The following is a 19,452-nucleotide window of genomic DNA, read 5'->3' on the forward strand; positions in this document are numbered from 1 at the left end:
CTCCATAATTGAATTACTTTATAATAAAGAAAGCCATTTTTAAGGTTGAAAGTAATGGTGCTGTTGCTCATTAATTCATAACTTTGTTTTGTCTCTTCTGAAAATTACTACAGTACAAATTGCGTTTTAAACCTATTTGTGATCTGAATAGATATAATATAGAGAGCGATAATAAAACATAAACAATTCTAATAAAAAAAAGTCAAATGCTAAAAGCGATAAAGATATTATTTGTTTGTTTAATCATGATGACTTCTTGTAAAGAAGCGAATAAAACTCAAGCTGTAAATGAAACGAAAGGGCTTGATAGTATTCAACCAAATATCATCTACATAATGGCAGATGATTTAACTACTCAAGCCATAAGTGTTTACGGTGGAATTTATAAAGACATTGCTCCTACACCAAATATAGATAGACTTGCCGACGAAGGTATGTTGTTTCAAGACGTATTATGCACTAATGCTATTTGCGGCCCATCACGTGCCTCAATTTTAACAGGTAATTACAGCAATAAAAATGGCTATTATAAAAATGAAAGTGGTGGTAAATTTGATAAAAGTCAATGGACGTTTCCACAAGAATTTCAAAAAAACGGATATCAAACAAGCTTATTTGGCAAGTGGCATTTAGGAACTGAACCACAAGGGTTTGATGATTATAAATATCATAATTCAGCGGGTCAGCAAGGTAATTATTGGGATCCTATTTATAATGAAAATGGTAAAGACATCAAAGAAAAAGGTTATGCAACCAACTTAAGCACTGACTTTGCCATAAACTGGCTCGAATCAGGGAGAAAAAAAGAAGCTCCTTTTATGATGCTCTTACAATATAAAGCACCACACCGATCTTGGCAACCAGAATCTAAATACGAACAGCTATGGGAAGATATTGAAATGCCTTACCCAGCTACCTTTGATGACGATTACAAAGGTCGTGAGAAAACCGCTGGTGATACTGAAATGACCATGGATTATTTCTCACGAAGAGATATGAAATACGTTGAACCTAAAAATTTAAAAGGTAAAGAAAAACTTGCTTGGGCCTTTTATGGGGCAAAAAAAGAAGAAATAGTTCAACCGAAAGGAATGTCGGCACATGAAGGTAAAAAATGGCGTTACCAAACCTATATTAAAGATTATTTGGCCTGTGTAAAATCCGTTGATGATAATGTTGGACGAATATTAGACTATTTAGATGAAAATAATTTAACAGAAAATACAATTATTGTTTTGACTTCAGATCAAGGTTTTTACCTAGGTGACCATGGCTTTTTTGACAAGCGTTTTATTTATGAAGAATCTTTGCGAATGCCATTTATAGTTAAATATCCTAAAAAAGTTAAATCAAAAACTATAAATGAAGATATTATAACAAATATTGATTTTGCTCCAACATTATTAGATTTAGCAAATATTAATACCGAACAAAAAATGCAAGGTAAAAGTTTCAAATCTATTTTGATGGGTAATACACCGAAAGATTGGCAACAGGCTATGTATTATCATTATTATGAATTTCCGTATTGGCATCATGTTCAACCACATTACGGAATAAGAACTCAAAAATATACTTTAGCACATTTTTATTACAATATAGATCTTTGGGAATTGTACGATTTAGAAAAAGATCCTCAACAAATGAATAACATTATAAATGACGAGGCCTACTCAAATACTATTTCCGATTTAAAAATACAACTAACAGGTTTAATGAAAAAGTATGAAAACAATAAGTCATTGGACGAATTTAGAGTAATAACTGATAAAGATTTTGGTTCAATCGTTGATCAAAAAGATAATGAAATGTCAGTAAAAGATATTTTAAATAAAGAATAAAAGACCATTCTTAAAATCACAAGTGAGTTACCTTATAAAATATATGGAGTCTTTTCAATGAAATATAAACTCTAAAGGGCTGGCTTAGGCAGTCCTAACAGAAACCCTCCTACCCATGAATTGAACAATAACACAATGACAAAACGCAAAATGCAGAGTTTATGCTTTATTATACAGGATTACCTTCGACAGGATTACATTTCCTGAATAAACTCTCTTCTGTAAATATAAAACTGTAACGCAAAGCGTTACCGCTTTTATTATTTTTTCTTGATTCTGAAGTTACAGTTCAATCATTCAAAAATAAGAAAACCTGCAATTTATCAATTACAGGTTTTATGCTTAAAGTGACCTCGACAGGATTGGCTTCGCCATCCTGAAAAACTCACATTTTACAATACAAAGTCCAATCGCATAGGCGATTGTTTTTTATTTTTATTGCATCTACAAAAGCTCTGGCTTTTGACATTCTATAAAAATAAAAATCCATTCCAAAAAAGGAATGGACTTTGTGCTCTTTGTGACCTCGACAGGATTCAAACCTGTAACCCTCAGAGCCGAAATCTGATATTCTATTCAGTTGAACTACGAGGCCGTTATTATTGTACTATTCTATTTTAACTTAATAAACTCTTGACAACATTAGAAATTGCTTTACCATCTGCTTTACCTGCTAACTCTTTTGAAACCATACCCATTACCTTACCCATATCTTTCATTGAAGTAGCTCCTGTTTTTTCAACAATACCAGCAACAACTTTCTGAAGCTCTTCTTCGCTCATTTGTTCTGGTAAAAATTGCTCAATTACAGCAACTTGTGCCAATTCTGGGTCTGCTAAATCTGCTCTTCCTTGTTCTTGATAAAGTGTGGCACTATCTTTTCGTTGCTTTACTAATTTTTGCACTAGTTTTAACTCTTCATCTTCAGTCAACTCTTGCTTAGCTCCTGATTCTGTTTGAGCTATTAATATCGCTGATTTTATAGCTCTTAAAGATTCTAAGGCAACAGTATCTTTTGCCTTCATAGCCTCTTTAAGCTTTCCCATTACTTTATCTTGTAAACTCATTTTTTTTAATTTATAACTGCAAAGATAGAAAACGGGGATTAATATTACATCGAATTAAAACATTAATTTACGCCTAACACAGAAAGATTTAACCAAATGACGGAAATAAAAAAACCCAAAACGATGATAAACATCATTTTGGGTTTTACAAACAAAACTAAATACTAATCAATCCACATTATCATGCAAATATGAATTATTAGAACGTAACTGAATATCATCATTCTCATCTGAACTTAATGATATTCTAGATTTACTTTCTGTAGGCTCTGATGATGGTTCAACATCATCTAAATCTACACCCATCCTCTTATAAGCTGGTTTACTTTGATATTCATCATTATTACTCGGTCTATTGGTAAACCTGTAATTAAAATTTTTCATTTTTCTTCTTCTATCATCTGCTCTCTTCTGCAATTCTTCAATTGTAAGACTTAAAGGTGATTCTTCTTCATCTGAGCTCAATATCTTTTTTTCAACTTCTTTCTTCTTTTCAACTCTAATATTAAAAGCTAATTCTTGATCTTTAATTTCTTCAGCTATTGGTTTACTATTTTGTTTAACTTCATCTTCCATAAAGTGTTCCAATCCATGCTTTATTTTACCATCAAAAGTTATGGTTGGCTCAATAAACTCAGGATCTATAACTTCTATATCTCTAATACTTGAAGAAGACAATGCATGTTTTACAACTTCTTCAGTTTCTAACGTCTCCACTTTCCTTTTTGGAGTCAATGGCAAATCAAAAGAAAGCATCCCTTGTGTTTCTTGAACTACTTCTTTAACTTCTTCCATTGAAGTAACCTGATTTATTACAAAATCATCTAGCGTATCATCACCATTAACCTCTTCATAAACAACATCTATTTCATTAATAGTACGTGGGTTTTGAGTTAGATTTGTAATTTTTGGCTTAACCTCAACTTCTTCTTGTTCTATCTCTAATGTATGCTTTACAATAGGCTCTGTTGGATTCAGTTTCGCAATAGGCTCATTAATACCCTTAGAAGGCTCTAAATCATGAACAATTTTTGGAGCCTCAGTATGCGAAATCTCCATCTGTTGCTCCTTATTAAAACCCGTAGCTATAATTGTTACAGCTATTGACTCTCCTAATTCAATATCTTCACCAACACCCATTATAATATCAACATTACTCTTAGCTTCACTCTGAATATAATCGTTGATCTCTCCAATTTCATCAATTGTAATTTCTGTAGTTCCAGATACAATTAACAATAATACGTTTTTAGCTCCTGTAATTTTATTATCATTTAATAGTGGAGAATCTAATGCTTTTGTAATAGCCTCTTGAGCTCTATTTTGACCTGTTGCTATAGCAGAACCCATAATAGCAGTACCGCTATTAGAAAGCACTGTTTTAGCATCTTTTAAATCTATATTTTGTGTGTAATGATGAGTAATTACCTCTGCAATACCCATGGCTGCAGTTGACAATACTTCATCTGCCTTAGAGAACCCCGCTTTAAAGCCTAAATTACCATATACTTCTCTTAATTTATTGTTATTAATAACAACCAATGAATCAATATGTTTGCTCAATTTTTCAATCCCTCTTTGAGCCTGTTCATTTCGCATTTTTCCTTCAAAAGAAAAAGGTATTGTTACTATCCCAACAGTAAGTAAATCCATTTCTTTTGCAACCTTAGCAATAATAGGTGCTGCTCCAGTACCAGTTCCCCCACCCATACCAACAGTTATAAAAACCATTTTTGCACGAGTACTAAGCATTGCCTTAATCTCTTCTATACTTTCAATAGCTGCTTCTTCACCAACTTCTGGATTAGCCCCAGCTCCTAAACCTTCCGTTAAAGAAACACCTAATTGTATTTTATTTGTAACCGGACTGTTATGCAACGCTTGTTCATCTGTGTTACAAACCACAAAATCGATACCTGCAACGCCTTTTTTAAACATGTGATTAACGGCATTACTACCACCACCACCAACACCAATTACCTTAATTACACTAGATTGATTTTTGGGTAAATCAAAAGCAAGATTTTCAAATTCAGTACTCATAGTTTTATTTTTTTGGGGATATTATAATTCTTCTTATTTTATTAAAATGTAAAAAAACATTTTATCAGCTCTATTCTGCGTTGTCTAAAAACTCTCTAAACTTGTCAGCCCACTTTTCAAAAATTGATTTGCGGTCAACTTTTTCAACAGGAATTGATTTTTTACTATTCGCTTGCGGCTCTACAACTTCTTTATGCTTTGTTTTACTGATTTCACTCTTTTTAGCTTCTAAGCCTTTCATCAATAAACCAACTGCCGTTGCAAAAGCAGGGCTTGACAAATCAACTTCGGTACTTCCCGCTAAATGCTCATTAGGATATCCAATTCTTGTATCCATTCCAGTAATATATTCTACTAATTGCTTTATATGTTTTAATTCAGCCCCACCACCTGTTAAAACAATACCAGCAATCAATTTCTTTTTGGTCTCTTCATGACCATAATTTTTCACTTCTAAATAAACCTGTTCAATAATTTCTACCACGCGAGCATGGATAATTTTCGACAAGTTTTTTAATGTTATTTCTTTTGGCTCCCTTCCTCGTAATCCAGGAATCGAAACAATTTCATTTTCTTTATTTTCACCTGGCCATGCCGATCCAAACTTCGTTTTTAACAATTCAGCTTGTTTCTCTATAATTGAACACCCTTCTTTTATGTCTTCGGTAATAACACCACCACCAAAAGGAATTACAGCCGTATGTCGAATAATTCCATCTTTAAAAATTGCTAAATCTGTAGTACCACCACCTATATCAATTAGTGCTACTCCTGCTTCTTTTTCTTCTTGACTCAACACCGCTTCTGACGATGCCAACGGTTCTAATGTAATATTAGAAAGCTCTAAACCTGCACTTTTAATACATCTACCAACATTTCTAATCGATGAAACTTGGCCAACAACTACATGAAAATTTGCTTCTAATCTAGCTCCATACATACCAATTGGAGCCTTTATTTCAGCTTGACCGTCCACTTTATAATCTTGTGGCAATACATGAATAATTTCTTCACCAGGAAGCATTACCAATTTATGTACTTGATTGATTAATTTTTCAATATCAGACTCGTCAATAACCTCTTCTGAATTTGATCTTGTTATATAATCACTATGATGTAAACTACGAATATGTTGACCTGCAATACCTACAACAACATCTTTTATTTTATGATTTGAAACACTCTCAGCTTCCTCAACTGCTTGTTGAATAGACTGAATGGTTTGTGTAATATTATTAACTACACCACGATGAACGCCCATACTTTTGGCCTTCCCCATACCAAGTATTTCTAGCTTTCCATATTCATTCGTCTTTCCTATTATGGCAACAATTTTTGTTGTTCCAATATCTAGTCCTACGGCTATATTATCTTCTTCCATAATTTATTTTTTTGTACACACAACTTGATTAATATACTCAAGATTAATAGTTTTATAGTTTTCTAAGGTTTTATCTTTAATCACCTTTTGATAGAATACTTTTAATTTTTTTATTTTCTCCTCCAGTTGGTTCAATGTTCCCAATTCTACTTGTTGATTTCCAACTCTCGTTTTTAATACAAATTCTTTTTTAGGCTGCTGAACGATACCCACAACTTGCTTTCTAAGAAAGTCATCATTATCAACAATGGTAGCCAACTCAAAAAGTTCATCAGAAATCTGACCATCTTTAACACCTTCTATAATTGGAACCCTGGCAGAATAACTTTTAGACAATGGCATTTTTTTGCCATTACTATCCATATAGTAAGCGAATCCATTCTCATTTATTCTTGCAATCGGTGTTTTTTGCTTAATGGTAGCTCCTAATTCACCATCTATGTTAATAAAAACTTCCGCATTTTCAACCATTTCATTAGAAAGCAGCGTCTCTTCCAATTTGTTCAAAAATAATTCTTCTTTTGGCTGACTTTGTAGTCTTCCGTAATTTTGTATTAACAATTTATTAACCGTTTCGTATGTAATGAATAAATTATCTCCATTTTCAAAAGTAACATTCACCTTTTCTACTCGTTTTGCTTTATTTCTTGATGCTGAAAACCCATATAGAAACATCACAAAAACCAGCAATAGCAGACCTTTCAGAAATGGTATGTATTTTTTCATTGTTCTCAATTTTGTGTTTCAATTTTCAAGTTCTGATACACTTCCTCTACCAATACTCCGATATCACCAGCTCCTATCATTACAATAATCTTAGCATCTGACGCCTTTATTTTTTTTATAACTTCTTCTTTTAAAGAAATTTGCTTCTTTTGAGTGTCAATTTTACCTAATAACCATTCAGAGGTTACTCCTTCAATTGGTTTTTCTCTTGCGGGATAAATATCTAAAAGAATTAATTCATCAAATTTTGATAAACTTGTTGCAAAATCATCAATAAAGTCTCTTGTTCTTGTAAATAAATGAGGTTGAAAAACAGCAAGTATTTTATCTGATGGAAACAATTCTCTAACAGCATCTGCCACCGCATTTATTTCTGTTGGGTGATGTGCATAATCATCAATCAATACTAAATTATCCGTTTTAATTTTATAATTAAACCTACGCTTTATTCCTTTAAAAGACTTTAATGCCTCAGCAATGGTAGCCAACGGAACTCCGTAACTATCAGCCATTGCCAAAGCAACCACAGTATTTAGCACATTATGTCTTCCTGGGATATTTATCTCAATATTTTTATATAATTCTGTTGGTGTCTGTACATCAAATATGTAAGTCCCATTCTCAATTTTTATATTTTTAGCATCGTAATCTGCACCTTCCTCTATTCCATAAGTAATTCCTTCAATAGGCAAACCTTTACGGATAAATAATTTATCGGAAACTAGATTTGCAAAATCGTTAAACGATTGTGTCAACGCAGCCTCTTCACCATAAATATCTAAATGATCTGCATCCATTGATGTAATACAAGCAAAATTGGGCGACAACTGCAAAAACGAACGATCAAACTCATCGGCTTCAACCACACTTATCTTATCACCACCTAAAATCAGATTTGAATTATAATTCACAGCAATACCACCTAAAAAGGAAGTTGCATTTAACTTTGCTTCGTGTAAAATATGACCTAAAATAGTTGATGTTGTTGTTTTACCATGTGTACCCGCTACACCAAAACAAAAGGTATTTTTAGTAATGGCCCCTAAAATTTCAGAACGCTTATAAATGGTATAACCCTTATCCTTAAAATAATTAAATTCTGCATGGTCTTTCGGAATAGCGGGTGTATAAACTATTACTGTATCTTTTTTGTCAAAAATCTGCTTAGGAATAGCCTTGATATCATCTTCAAAATGAATAGAAATACCCAATTCATTAAGTCCTTTAGTAACTAGAGATGGTGTTTTATCATAACCACTCACAAAGAAATTATTGGCATTAAAATAACGAGCCAAAGCACTCATACCAATTCCGCCAATACCGATGAAATAAATGTTATGTATGTTCTTTAAATCCATTACTCGCTAACTATTAATTAATTTTTCTACTTCGTTTGCAATATGCTCCGTTGCTTTTGGCAAGGCTAACTTCTTAATATTCTCACTTAATTCTTGTTGCTTATAATCATCATGCAACAAACCTTCAAACACACTTACAAAACCATCCAACTCACTTTGCTTTAACAAAATAGCGGCATTCTTTTCTACAACCGCTAACGCATTTTTTGTTTGATGATCTTCTGACACATTGGGTGACGGTATAAATATTACAGGCTTTCCTACAATACATAATTCCGAAATAGAACTAGCTCCTGCTCTACTTATAATCACATCTGCGGCAGCATAGGCATAATCCATTCTATTGATAAACTCAAGCACTTCTACGCCTTCTAAATTGCGGTATTTTTTGTATTCTTGATAATACAATTTTCCTGATTGCCACAATACCTGTACTTCTTGTTTTACTAGCCATTCTATGTTTTTTTCAATTAACTGATTTATTGCCCTCGCCCCTAAACTACCTCCTAAAATCAACAATGTTTTTTTGTCCTTGCTGATCTTAAAATAATCTTGTGCTTCAACTCTATTATCTGAAATTTCAATTAAATCTTGCCTTACAGGATTACCTGTTTTGACTATTTTATCTTTTGGAAAAAAGCGTTCTAATCCGTCATAAGCGACGCATATGGTATTTACTTTCTTCCCCAACAACTTATTGGTAATTCCTGGATACGAATTTTGTTCTTGAACCAAGGTTGGCACCCCTTTACTTTGAGCCATTTTTAAGGTGGGTCCTGATGCAAAACCACCAGTTCCTATAACCACATCGGGTTTAAATTTTCTAATAATTTTCCTTGCATTCCATAAGCTACTTATTAGCTTAAATGGAAAAGCCATATTCTTTAAGGTTAACTTTCGCTGCAAACCTGTAATCCACAATCCTTTTATTTCATAACCTGCTTGTGGTACTTTTTCCATCTCCATTCTATCTTTTGCACCAACAAATAGAAATTTAGCATTTACATTGCGTTTTTTTAACTCATTGGCAATCGCTATTGCAGGATAGATGTGTCCACCTGTACCACCTCCACTTATCAATATGTTAACCGATTGCTTCATGTAGTACACTTAAAGGGTTATCATCATTTATCTTCTTATGGGTAGCAATTTTCGCCTCTCTATCAGCACTTACACTTAACACAACACCTAGTGCAAAACAGGTCATCCATATGGAAGTTCCACCCGTACTTATTAACGGCAATGGCTGCCCCGTTACAGGAAATAAACCTACAGCAACTGCCATATTGATCAGGGCTTGAAACACAATAGGGATACCAACACCGAGCACTAATAATGTACCGAATATGGTATCTGTTTTTGTAGCTACAATCACAATTCTAAACAGCAATAAAAGGTAAAGAATCATTAACATAAACCCACCTGCAGAGCCAAACTCTTCCACAATTATTGCATAAATAAAATCTGAAGATGATTGCGGTAAAAAATTCTTTTGAACACTTTTCCCCGGCCCTTTTCCTTGAATTTCACCAGATGCAATTGCCAATTTTGCTTTTTCAGCCTGATAATTAGCATCTTCATTAGGACTAGAGAAATTTTCTATCCTTGCGGTCCAAGTTTTGATTCTACTATTTTTAAAAGTCTCAGGAAATGCCTTTGCCGAAAGAATAAATAGAGTAAATATTAAAATACCCGAACCTAAAATAGCTCCTATATATTTTATTGGATAACCTCCTAAAAAAGCCACTAATAAAACCATTGCAAAAATGATTGCAGTCGTTGAAAAGTTAGCGGGCAATATTAATGCCAACACAACACCTACAGGAATCCACAATTGGAATAGACTGTCTTTAAAAAATATTTTCTTTTCTCTATTTCTAGCTAAATACCTCGCTGTAAACATCATTACCACAACACTTGCCAACGTTGAAGTTTGAAAACCAATTCCGACAAATGGAATGTTGATCCACCTACTCGCATTTACACCACTAATTGTTTTTCCTTGAAATAAAGTATAAATTAACAACACTAAAACCACCGGAATTAACAGCACCGAAAGGCCACTAAAATATCTATACGGAATTTTGTGTGTAGCATAAATGATTACAAAACCAAGGACCAATAGCATAGCGTGTTTAAGCAAATACCCTAGGGTGGTGCCGGTTCCGACTACACCTACTAGATTAGTACTGGCACTATACACAGGGAGAAAGGAAAAAATTGCCAATACTGTAATAATAGCCCAAATGGTTCTGTCGCCACTTATATTTTTTAATACTTTTGTCATTTACAATTGTCTAACCGCATCTTTAAATTGTCTACCTCTATCTTCATAATTTTCAAATAAGTCAAAACTTGCACAAGCAGGTGCTAATAACACCGTATCACCTTTTTCAGAAACTTTATAAGCTACCTTTACAGCTTCTTCCGCACCAGCAGTTTCTATCATAAAATCAACCACATTACCAAAAGTTTCTATAATTTTTGCATTGTCTAATCCCAAGCAGATTATGGCTTTCACTTTTTCTCTTACCAAAGGTAATAATGAAGTATAGTCATTACCCTTATCCGTACCACCAACTATCCAAACAATTGGAGTTCGAACGCTCTCCAACGCATAATAAGCAGCATTTACGTTGGTCGCTTTTGAATCGTTAATATATTGGACACCATTTATTTTTAAGACAGATTCTAACCTGTGCTCAACACTATCAAAGTCTTCTAAACTCTCTCTAAGCGTATTGTTACGCACACCTAGTAATTTTGCTATCATGGCCGATGCCATAGCATTTTTTGTATTGTGTTTACCTTGTAATGCTAATGCTGCTATACTCATTGTAAATAGGTTTGAATTAGTGTTAATTATAATTTTATCATCTTGCACATACGCTCCTTTATCAAATGATTTCTCTAAAGAAAAAGGCAACAATTGTGCTTTTGTTTTATTGTTTTTAAGCCAATTTTCAATGGCTTCATCATCGGCGTCATAGATTAAAAAATCGTCAGCTGTCTGATTCATTGTAATTCTAAATTTAGAATTGATATAATTTTCATATTTGTAATCATATCTATCTAAATGGTCTGGTGAAATGTTGGTGATCACCGCAATATGTGGAGCAAAATCAACAATTCCATCTAACTGAAAACTACTCAGTTCTAATACATATTTATCATAAGTTTCATTTGCCACTTGCAAAGCAAAACTATCGCCGATATTACCTGCCATACCCACATTTAACCTTTCTTTTGTTAAAATATGGTTGGTTAGCATGGTCGTTGTGGTTTTACCATTACTACCCGTAATACCCACCAGCATAGCATCCGTATATTTGGAGGCGAATTCAATTTCTGATACTATAGGAATATTCCTTTTCAATAACTCTTGTATAAGAGCTACCTTATCTGGAATTCCAGGACTCTTCATCACCAAATCGGCATCAAATATTTTACGTTCCGTATGCCCTTCTTCTTCAAAAAGAATATCATTATGTAAAAGAACTTTTTTATACTCATCAGCTATTGTTCCTTTGTCAGAAACAAAAACTGAATACTCTTTTTTTTTAGCAAGCATTGCCGTCCCTACTCCACTTTCACCACCACCAAGCACTACTATCTTTTTCATCTTATCTTATTTTCAATGTGATTATTGACAATACAGCTAACATGATTCCTACAATCCAAAAACGGACAACAATTTTACTCTCGTGATATCCTTTTTTCTGATAATGATGATGTAAAGGAGACATTAAGAATATTCTTTTTCCTTCACCATATTTCTTTTTGGTGTATTTAAAATAACTCACCTGAATAATGACCGATAAATTCTCAGCCAAAAAGATACCCGCCAGAATAGGAATTAATAATTCTTTTCGCACAGAAATAGCAATTACCGCAATAATACCACCTACTGTTAAACTACCCGTATCTCCCATAAATACTTGTGCGGGATAGGTATTGTACCATAAAAAACCAATAAGCCCACCTACGAAAGCACTAATAAAAATGGTCATTTCACCTGAATAGGGTATATACATCACATTCAGATAACTAGCGAAAATAATATTACCAGAAACCCAAGCGAAAACCCCCAAGGCTAATACAATAATTGAGGAAGTACCTGCTGCCAAACCATCAACACCATCGGTTAGATTAGCTCCATTTGAAACAGCCGTTATTATTAAAATCACCATCAGTACAAAAGGAATCCAAGCATATTTCTCATACCCATCTCCCATCCAACTTACTAGTTTTGAATAGTCAAATTCATTATTTTTTACTCCCGGAATAGTTGTTTTCAACGACTTCGTTTCTTTACCAAATAAGGCTGATGGGTTTGCAGTTTGAAACTCCTGTGTTTGTACAATTGCTGGACTGTTTATTTTTTCTTTAATTACTACTTGCGGTGAAAAATAAAGCATTAGCCCCACAAAAACACCTAAACCAACTTGTCCTAAAACTTTAAACTTTCCTTTTAACCCGTCCTTATTCTTTTTGAATACTTTTATATAATCGTCTATAAAACCAATGAGCCCCATCCAAACAGTAGAAACCACTAAAATGATGATGTATACATTGTCTAATTTGGCAAAAAGAAATACTGGAACCAACGTTGCTAGAATAACAATAATACCACCCATAGTAGGCGTACCCGCTTTTTGAACTTGTCCATCTAACCCTAAATCTCTTACGGTTTCACCAACCTGAAGACGTCTTAACTTGTCGATAATCCTTCTACCAAAAATGGTAGAAATCAACAATGACAAAACAAATGCCATTGCAGAACGGAAGGAGATAAATTGAAATAACCCCGCACCGGCAAGCTGGTAATGTTTGTCTAAATAGTCAAATAAGTAATATAACATCTATATACTGTTGTTTTTATTTTTGTAATTCCTTTAATGTTTCTGTGATGATTTCATAATCATCAAAATGAGCTCTTACCCCATTCACTTCTTGATAAGCTTCATGACCTTTACCCGCTATCAATAAAATATCTCCTTTTTCAGCCATGGCACTCGCCGTTTTAATGGCTTGCTTTCTATCTACAATAGAAATGTATTTCTTAAAATTTTGAGGCTCTACACCAGCTTCCATTTCCTCAATAATCGTTTGTGGATTTTCACTTCTAGGATTATCAGATGTGAAAATGGCTTGGTTGGATAATTGTGTAGCTATATGTGCCATTTTTGGCCGTTTTGTTTTATCTCTATCACCACCACAACCTACTACGGTAATTACTTTTTCATTATTAGTTCTTATAGCACCTATGGTTTCCAATACATTTTTTAATGCATCTGGCGTATGGGCATAATCAACAATTGCCGTTATTCCGCTCTCAGAAATTAAGTATTGAAACCTACCACTTACACTCTCTAATTCACTTAGCAATCTTAAATTCTCTATAGACTCTAACCCCATTAAATCTGCAGTAGCATAAATTGCCAAAAGATTATAAGCATTAAAAGTACCGATGAGCTTAGACCAAACTTCGTGTGTATTTATAGTTAATAGCAATCCACCTAGTTGGTTCTCTAAAATCTTCGCTTTATAATCTGCAACCGTTTTTAAAGCGTAACTATATTTCTTTGCCTCACAATTTTGTAGCATTACCGAACCATTCTTATCATCAATATTTACCAAAGCGAAAGCCGTTTTTGGTAATTCATCAAAAAATGACTTTTTTATATCTCTATACTCTGCAAACGTTTTATGATAATCCAAATGATCGTGTGATAAATTGCTAAAAATACCACCCGTAAAATGCAATCCTTTTGTTCGTTTTTGATGAATTCCATGCGAACTTACCTCCATAAAACAATGCGTAACACCATTTTCAACCATCGACCTTAAATATGTATTGATGGTTAAAGAATCTGGAGTTGTATGTGTTGCAGGGAACTCCTGATCATCAACCAATACTTTTACAGTTGATAACAACCCCACTTTAAATCCTGCTTTTTTAAACAAATTATAAAGTAATGTTGCAATGGTTGTTTTCCCATTTGTACCAGTAACACCTACCAATTTTAATTCCCGAGAAGGATTTCCGTAAAAATTATCAGCCATGATTGCCAAGGCTTCTTGCGAATCTTTCACCACAATAAAAACAATATTATCTAGTGGATTTTCAGGTAAATCTTCACACACAACAACAGTAGCTCCTTGAGAAATTACTGAAGAAATGTATTTATGAGCATCAACTACGGTTCCTTTTATGGCTATAAAAACATCGTTTTCTGTCACTTTCCGCGAATCAAAAACAAGCGTATTTATGTGAATATCGGTACTACCATACACCGCTTCAACAGCTACTCTATACAATATGTCTTTTAACTTTTTCACGAAAGTGTTAATTCTATAATTTTAGTTTTATCAAATTTTTGACCCGCTTTTAAAGACTGATTTAATACTTTTCCAGTACCTTTAAAGACTACTGTAAATCCTAAATTCTCTAATAACGCAACAGCATCCATCCCATTCATATTCTTTAGATTAGGCATGGTTTCATATTTTTTATTCGCCTTAACATTATAGCGATCAAAATTTTCAACTATTAGCTCAGGGCTCTGTTTATAACCACTCACCTCATCCATTACAGGTGTTTTTGTATATATTTGATGAGCTATTTGCTCAAACACAGGTGCTGCAACTACATTACCGTAGTATCCGATTTTCTTATTAGGCTTGTGAATAACCACAATGCATGAATATTCAGGATTATCAGCTGGAAAATAACCTGCAAAAGAGGCTATATACTGTGTATTATCTGTCCAATATTCAGTTTGACACGTACCTGTTTTACCCGCCAATTCATAATTCTTATTGTAAATATTTGTAGCTGTACCTTTTTTAACAACATTTTTCATTAGCACTTTCATCTTGTCAATAGTGGCTTGAGATGCTATTTTCGGGTTAATAACTACCTTATCATATGTTTTAACAACGCTGTGTTGATTTCTTATTTCCTTTATAAATCGTGGCTTTACCATCTCACCATTATTTGCTACGGCATTATAAATTGCCAATGTCTGTAATGGTGTTATATGCACACCATAACCATAGGCCATCCAAGCCAAAGAAGTTCCAAACCAATGTTCTTTATCATTCGGATTTGGTAAAGTTGGCACCCCTTCTCCTTTGATAGGTACATCTAATTTATAACCCACTTCCATTCGATTTAGACCATCAATAAATTTCTGAGGATTATCTTTATAATACTTCTCTATAATTTTTACCACACCAACATTTGAAGACAATTCAAAAACGCGACCTGCAGAAATCTTACCATAACCCCCTCGATGCGAATCACGCACCGTTCTGTTATAAACTTTATAAGTTCCATCATCTGTATCTATAACTGTAGATGTATCAATAACCTTATCTTCTAAAGCTACCATCAGACTCATTAACTTAAAGGTAGAACCCGGCTCATGCGATTCACCTACCGCATAATTTAATCGCTCATAATAATTACCCTCCTTATTTCGACCTAAATTCGATATCCCCTTAATTTCACCCGTTTTAGTTTCCATAACCACCACAGTTCCATGTTCAGCTTCAAATTTCTGTAGCTGACTTAACAACGCATGATGAGCAACATCTTGAATATCTAAATCTATCGTAGTGATAACATCTTTACCATCAATTGGCTCTACCTCATTATTATCATTTAACGGCTTCCATTGTCCTTTTGCAATTTTTTGCTTTAAACGTTTACCATTTTTCCCTCTTAAAAACTCATAAAAATTACCTTCTATACCCACTCTTCCTCTACCATCATCATATCCTACTGCTCGCTCTGCTATTTTGCCTATGGGATGCTCTCGCACCGTACGTTGCTCTGTAATAATCCCTCCTTTGTACGTTCCTAAATTGAACATAGGAAAGCTTTTAATTTTCAAATAGTCATTATATCCCAGATTACGAGTAATTGGCATATACCTACTATCCGTTTTTCTACCCTTACGTATGTAATTCTCCCAATAGCTAGCCGATTTTCCAATCATTTGAGACAAGGATTTACTCAGTCCTTTTATATTTTTTTCAAAATTCTCCTTAGACACTGTCACAGCATCCATTTTAATATCGAATCGTGAAACTGAGGTTGCCAAAAGACTTCCATCTGAAGAATATATATTGCCCCTATTTGCCTTTATTACAAAATCTTTTACAGTAAGACTCTCTGCCTTTTCCTTGTAAAAATCACCCTGAATAAACTGAATATCAATAACTTTGTAAGTAATAGCCAATGCAAACAAAAACATAGCACCAGCTAACAAATACAATCTATTCAATATGTTCTTTTTTTCTATTGCCAATTTTTTATTCTGATTTTACCATTATTTTTTTTGGTGGATTCTCAGGCATAAACAAACCTCTTTCCTCCAACCTTGACACAATTGACGACTCCATTTTCAACTTCATCAGCTGAGACCGAGTGGCTATAAAAACGTCACGCTTTTCACGCATTTCCTTATTTAGAACAGCTATTTCTTGTACTTTTTTATCAATAGCATGAGAACTTGCAATCATAAACAAAGCGAGTCCCGCTAAAAAAACAAGCATGTACCAAGTCTTAGGTGCACCTTCGTCTACCAAAAACTTTCCTTTTAAAATGTTATATAAAGTTTGCTTTACTTTAGCCATTTATAATTTTGTTGCTATTCTTAATTTTGCACTTCGTGCCCTATTATTTACTTTTATTTCTTTCGCAGATGGCACTATCAGTTTTCCTTTTTTAAATGGAACAGAATAATTTCCATAAAAATCCTTTTCAGGCTCACCCTCAAACAAACCACTTCTGATATACCTCTTTACCAATCTATCCTCTAACGAGTGATACGAAATCACACTTAATTTACCACCCACTTCCAATAAATCTTCAGTTTGTAATAAAAACTCCTTTAACACATCTAGCTCTTCGTTAACTTCAATTCTAATTGCTTGAAAAATCTGAGCTAAAATTTTATGCTCTTTACTGTTTGGTAAAAACCTTTTTAAAACTTCTTTTAATTGAAAACTAGTTTTAATTGGTTCGTTTTTTCTTTTCTCTACAATCTCTTTTGCCAATGCCTTTGAGTTTCTCAACTCGCCATACATAAACAAAATTTCACCCAACCTCTTTTCACTGTACTGATTGATAATTTTATAGGCAGATTTTTTAGCTTTCTGATGCATTCGCATATCTAATTCAGCATCAAAACGAGTAGAAAACCCACGCTCTGCAACATCAAATTGATGTGACGAAACACCTAAATCAGCTAAAATTCCGTTTACCTTTTTTACTCCATAAAACCTTAAAAATCGTGAAGCATATCTAAAATTCTCATGAATTAACACAAATCGATCGTCATCAATAGTATTCAGCAACGCATCTTCATCTTGATCAAAAGCAAAAAGTTTTCCTTCTGGACCCAACCTTCTCAAAATCTCTTTAGAATGACCACCCCCACCAAATGTAACATCTACATATATGCCATTAGGTTCTATTTCTAAACCATCGATACTTTCAGTAAGTAATACAGGATTATGATAACTCATCTGGAATGTCATTTTCACCACCCATTACATCTTCTGCCAATTGAGCAAAATCTCCCGTAGCATCATCAATTGCTTTTTCATAACTATCCTTATCCCAAATCTCAATAATATTCACAGCTGAAGACAACACTACTTCATTAGAAATACTTGCAAAAGAATGCAAGTCCTTCGGTATTAATAACCGGCCAGAAGCATCTAAATCGACCATTTTTACACCAGCCGTAAACCTTCTTATAAAATCATTGTTCTTTTTCACAAACCTATTCAGTTTGTTCACTTTTTGCATTAGCACATTCCACTCACTCATTGGGTAAATTTCCAGGCAGGGTTGAAACACCGCTCGCTTAATAACAAAACCTTCATCTATAACAGAATTCAGTTGTTTTTTAAGCTGAGATGGCAACATTAACCGACCTTTTTTATCGGCCTTACATTCGTATGTCCCAATCAGGTTTACCACTTGATGCAATATTTAAGGACAAATATACAGATTTTTACCACTTTTTACCATTTTTTACCACTTTGTTAATAACTTTATATCTTGAAATTTATTGCATTGATTGATAAGCATTTAAATTTTTTGTTCATTTTTTTGGCAATAAATGATAGATCATTTTAAAGAATTGCAGTACTTTAATCCAAAATCATTATTTTTGTCAATAACGCAACAAACCAATTTTTAATGGGATACGAATACAAGGAAGAAGGGAAATTTAATTACTTAGAAGCTGGAGAAGGAAGACCTATCATTATTTTACATGGATTGATGGGTAACCTAAGTAACTTCGATAAAGTTTTTGAATATTTTTCCAAAAAAGGGTACAAAATTTTAATGCCAGAATTACCTATTTATAAGCTTCCGATACTAAAAACTAATGTAAAAAATCTGGCAAAATTTATTAAATCATTTACCGAACATAAAAAACTCGATAATTATATTTTATTAGGCAATTCACTAGGTGGCCATATTGCACTTTACTACACAAAGCAATATCCAGAAAAAGTTGACGGAATTGTGCTAACTGGAAGTTCTGGTTTATACGAAAACTCTATGGGTGAAAGCTACCCAAAAAGAGGTGATTATGAATATATAAGAAACAAGGCCGAAAGTGTTTTTTATGACCCAAAAGTGGCTACAAAAGAAATTGTTGATGAAGTATATGAAAGCATAAACGACAGAAACAAATTGATTAGAACATTAGCCATTGCCAAAAGTGCTATACGTCATAACATGGCAAAAGACCTGCCTAAAATGAAGTTACCAGCAGGATTAATTTGGGGTAAAAACGACGAGGTTACACCTCCTGAAGTTGCTAAAGAGTTTAATCAGCTACTCCCAAATTCTACACTATATTGGATTGACAAATGTGGACATGCCCCTATGATGGAGCATCCAGATAAGTTCAATGAGCATTTGGAAGCATGGTTAAATCAAGAGAAGTTGTAAGACATATATCTGCTTCACTCATTAAATAAAGATACTTCCTGATAGTACT

Annotated in this window: 16 protein-coding genes and 1 tRNA gene; 2 read left to right on the forward strand and 15 right to left on the reverse strand. The window is 33.6% G+C overall.

Annotation, left to right across the window (positions count from 1 at the left end):
* Positions 1–206: 206 nt before the first annotated feature.
* Positions 207–1,841, forward strand: a complete 1,635-nt coding sequence (locus tag D3P13_RS09355) for a sulfatase family protein (protein WP_232829166.1) — start codon at positions 207–209, stop codon at positions 1,839–1,841.
* 521 nt (positions 1,842–2,362) lie between these two features.
* Here D3P13_RS09355 and D3P13_RS09360 read toward each other — a convergent pair.
* The 15 genes from D3P13_RS09360 to mraZ all read right to left on the reverse strand — a co-directional run bounded on the left by D3P13_RS09360 (position 2,363) and on the right by mraZ (position 18,416).
* Positions 2,363–2,436, reverse strand: a tRNA-Arg gene (locus D3P13_RS09360).
* Between the two features lie 22 nt (positions 2,437–2,458).
* Entirely contained in the window at positions 2,459–2,908 is a 450-nt protein-coding gene (locus D3P13_RS09365; RefSeq protein WP_117881673.1) for a GatB/YqeY domain-containing protein, read from the reverse strand.
* A 168-nt stretch (positions 2,909–3,076) separates the two neighbouring features.
* Positions 3,077–4,951: a cell division protein FtsZ gene (gene ftsZ / locus D3P13_RS09370; protein WP_117881675.1), complete on the reverse strand. Its 1,875-nt coding sequence runs from the start codon at positions 4,949–4,951 to the stop codon at positions 3,077–3,079.
* A gap of 70 nt (positions 4,952–5,021) precedes the next feature.
* Positions 5,022–6,332, reverse strand: a complete 1,311-nt coding sequence (ftsA, locus tag D3P13_RS09375) for a cell division protein FtsA (protein ID WP_117881677.1) — start codon at positions 6,330–6,332, stop codon at positions 5,022–5,024.
* Positions 6,333–6,335: 3 nt separating this feature from the next.
* Complete coding sequence (locus D3P13_RS09380; protein ID WP_157972876.1) at positions 6,336–7,058, reverse strand: cell division protein FtsQ/DivIB; 723 nt, start codon at positions 7,056–7,058, stop codon at positions 6,336–6,338.
* 5 nt (positions 7,059–7,063) lie between these two features.
* A complete protein-coding gene (gene murC, locus D3P13_RS09385; protein WP_117881681.1) occupies positions 7,064–8,416 on the reverse strand; it encodes a UDP-N-acetylmuramate--L-alanine ligase in 1,353 nt (450 codons plus the stop codon).
* 6 nt (positions 8,417–8,422) lie between these two features.
* Complete coding sequence (murG, locus tag D3P13_RS09390) at positions 8,423–9,517, reverse strand: undecaprenyldiphospho-muramoylpentapeptide beta-N-acetylglucosaminyltransferase (RefSeq protein WP_117881683.1); 1,095 nt, start codon at positions 9,515–9,517, stop codon at positions 8,423–8,425.
* A complete protein-coding gene (locus D3P13_RS09395) occupies positions 9,501–10,703 on the reverse strand; it encodes an FtsW/RodA/SpoVE family cell cycle protein (protein WP_117881685.1) in 1,203 nt (400 codons plus the stop codon). The genes murG and D3P13_RS09395 overlap by 17 nt, the downstream gene beginning before the upstream one ends.
* Entirely contained in the window at positions 10,704–12,038 is a 1,335-nt protein-coding gene (gene murD / locus D3P13_RS09400) for a UDP-N-acetylmuramoyl-L-alanine--D-glutamate ligase (RefSeq protein WP_117881687.1), read from the reverse strand.
* Position 12,039: 1 nt separating this feature from the next.
* A complete protein-coding gene (gene mraY, locus D3P13_RS09405) occupies positions 12,040–13,278 on the reverse strand; it encodes a phospho-N-acetylmuramoyl-pentapeptide-transferase (protein WP_117881689.1) in 1,239 nt (412 codons plus the stop codon).
* 16 nt (positions 13,279–13,294) lie between these two features.
* Entirely contained in the window at positions 13,295–14,758 is a 1,464-nt protein-coding gene (locus tag D3P13_RS09410) for a UDP-N-acetylmuramoyl-L-alanyl-D-glutamate--2,6-diaminopimelate ligase (RefSeq protein WP_117881691.1), read from the reverse strand.
* Positions 14,755–16,734: a penicillin-binding protein gene (locus D3P13_RS09415; protein WP_117881693.1), complete on the reverse strand. Its 1,980-nt coding sequence runs from the start codon at positions 16,732–16,734 to the stop codon at positions 14,755–14,757. Before D3P13_RS09415 ends, D3P13_RS09410 begins: the two co-directional genes overlap by 4 nt.
* Before the next feature lie 4 nt (positions 16,735–16,738).
* On the reverse strand, positions 16,739–17,062 hold the full coding sequence (locus D3P13_RS09420; protein ID WP_117881695.1) for an FtsL-like putative cell division protein: 324 nt from the start codon (positions 17,060–17,062) through the stop codon (positions 16,739–16,741).
* Complete coding sequence (gene rsmH / locus D3P13_RS09425) at positions 17,063–17,968, reverse strand: 16S rRNA (cytosine(1402)-N(4))-methyltransferase RsmH (protein WP_198680000.1); 906 nt, start codon at positions 17,966–17,968, stop codon at positions 17,063–17,065. It abuts the gene before it with no gap.
* Positions 17,943–18,416, reverse strand: a complete 474-nt coding sequence (mraZ, locus tag D3P13_RS09430) for a division/cell wall cluster transcriptional repressor MraZ (protein ID WP_117881696.1) — start codon at positions 18,414–18,416, stop codon at positions 17,943–17,945. The genes rsmH and mraZ overlap by 26 nt, the downstream gene beginning before the upstream one ends.
* A 222-nt stretch (positions 18,417–18,638) precedes the next feature.
* Here mraZ and D3P13_RS09435 point away from each other — a divergent pair, with 222 nt between their 5' ends.
* Positions 18,639–19,403, forward strand: coding sequence for an alpha/beta fold hydrolase (locus D3P13_RS09435; protein WP_117881698.1), 765 nt, complete (start codon positions 18,639–18,641; stop codon positions 19,401–19,403).
* The last annotated feature ends 49 nt before the right edge of the window (positions 19,404–19,452 follow it).

Source organism: Aureibaculum luteum (assembly GCF_003449015.1).
GTDB classification, from domain to species: Bacteria; Bacteroidota; Bacteroidia; order Flavobacteriales; family Flavobacteriaceae; genus Aureibaculum; species Aureibaculum luteum.

Bases quoted from the DNA above. Each gene is read 5' to 3' on its own strand.
- D3P13_RS09395 (WP_117881685.1), bottom strand. From the start codon at position 10,703: ATGACAAAAGTATTAAAAAATATAAGTGGCGACAGAACCATTTGGGCT.
- murD (WP_117881687.1), bottom strand. From the start codon at position 12,038: ATGAAAAAGATAGTAGTGCTTGGTGGTGGTGAAAGTGGAGTAGGGACG.
- ftsZ (WP_117881675.1), bottom strand. From the start codon at position 4,951: ATGAGTACTGAATTTGAAAATCTTGCTTTTGATTTACCCAAAAATCAA.
- murC (WP_117881681.1), bottom strand. From the start codon at position 8,416: ATGGATTTAAAGAACATACATAACATTTATTTCATCGGTATTGGCGGA.
- D3P13_RS09355 (WP_232829166.1), top strand. From the start codon at position 207: ATGCTAAAAGCGATAAAGATATTATTTGTTTGTTTAATCATGATGACT.
- ftsA (WP_117881677.1), bottom strand. From the start codon at position 6,332: ATGGAAGAAGATAATATAGCCGTAGGACTAGATATTGGAACAACAAAA.
- D3P13_RS09380 (WP_157972876.1), bottom strand. From the start codon at position 7,058: ATGAAAAAATACATACCATTTCTGAAAGGTCTGCTATTGCTGGTTTTT.
- D3P13_RS09435 (WP_117881698.1), top strand. From the start codon at position 18,639: ATGGGATACGAATACAAGGAAGAAGGGAAATTTAATTACTTAGAAGCT.
- mraY (WP_117881689.1), bottom strand. From the start codon at position 13,278: ATGTTATATTACTTATTTGACTATTTAGACAAACATTACCAGCTTGCC.
- D3P13_RS09420 (WP_117881695.1), bottom strand. From the start codon at position 17,062: ATGGCTAAAGTAAAGCAAACTTTATATAACATTTTAAAAGGAAAGTTT.
- rsmH (WP_198680000.1), bottom strand. From the start codon at position 17,968: ATGACATTCCAGATGAGTTATCATAATCCTGTATTACTTACTGAAAGT.
- D3P13_RS09365 (WP_117881673.1), bottom strand. From the start codon at position 2,908: ATGAGTTTACAAGATAAAGTAATGGGAAAGCTTAAAGAGGCTATGAAG.
- murG (WP_117881683.1), bottom strand. From the start codon at position 9,517: ATGAAGCAATCGGTTAACATATTGATAAGTGGAGGTGGTACAGGTGGA.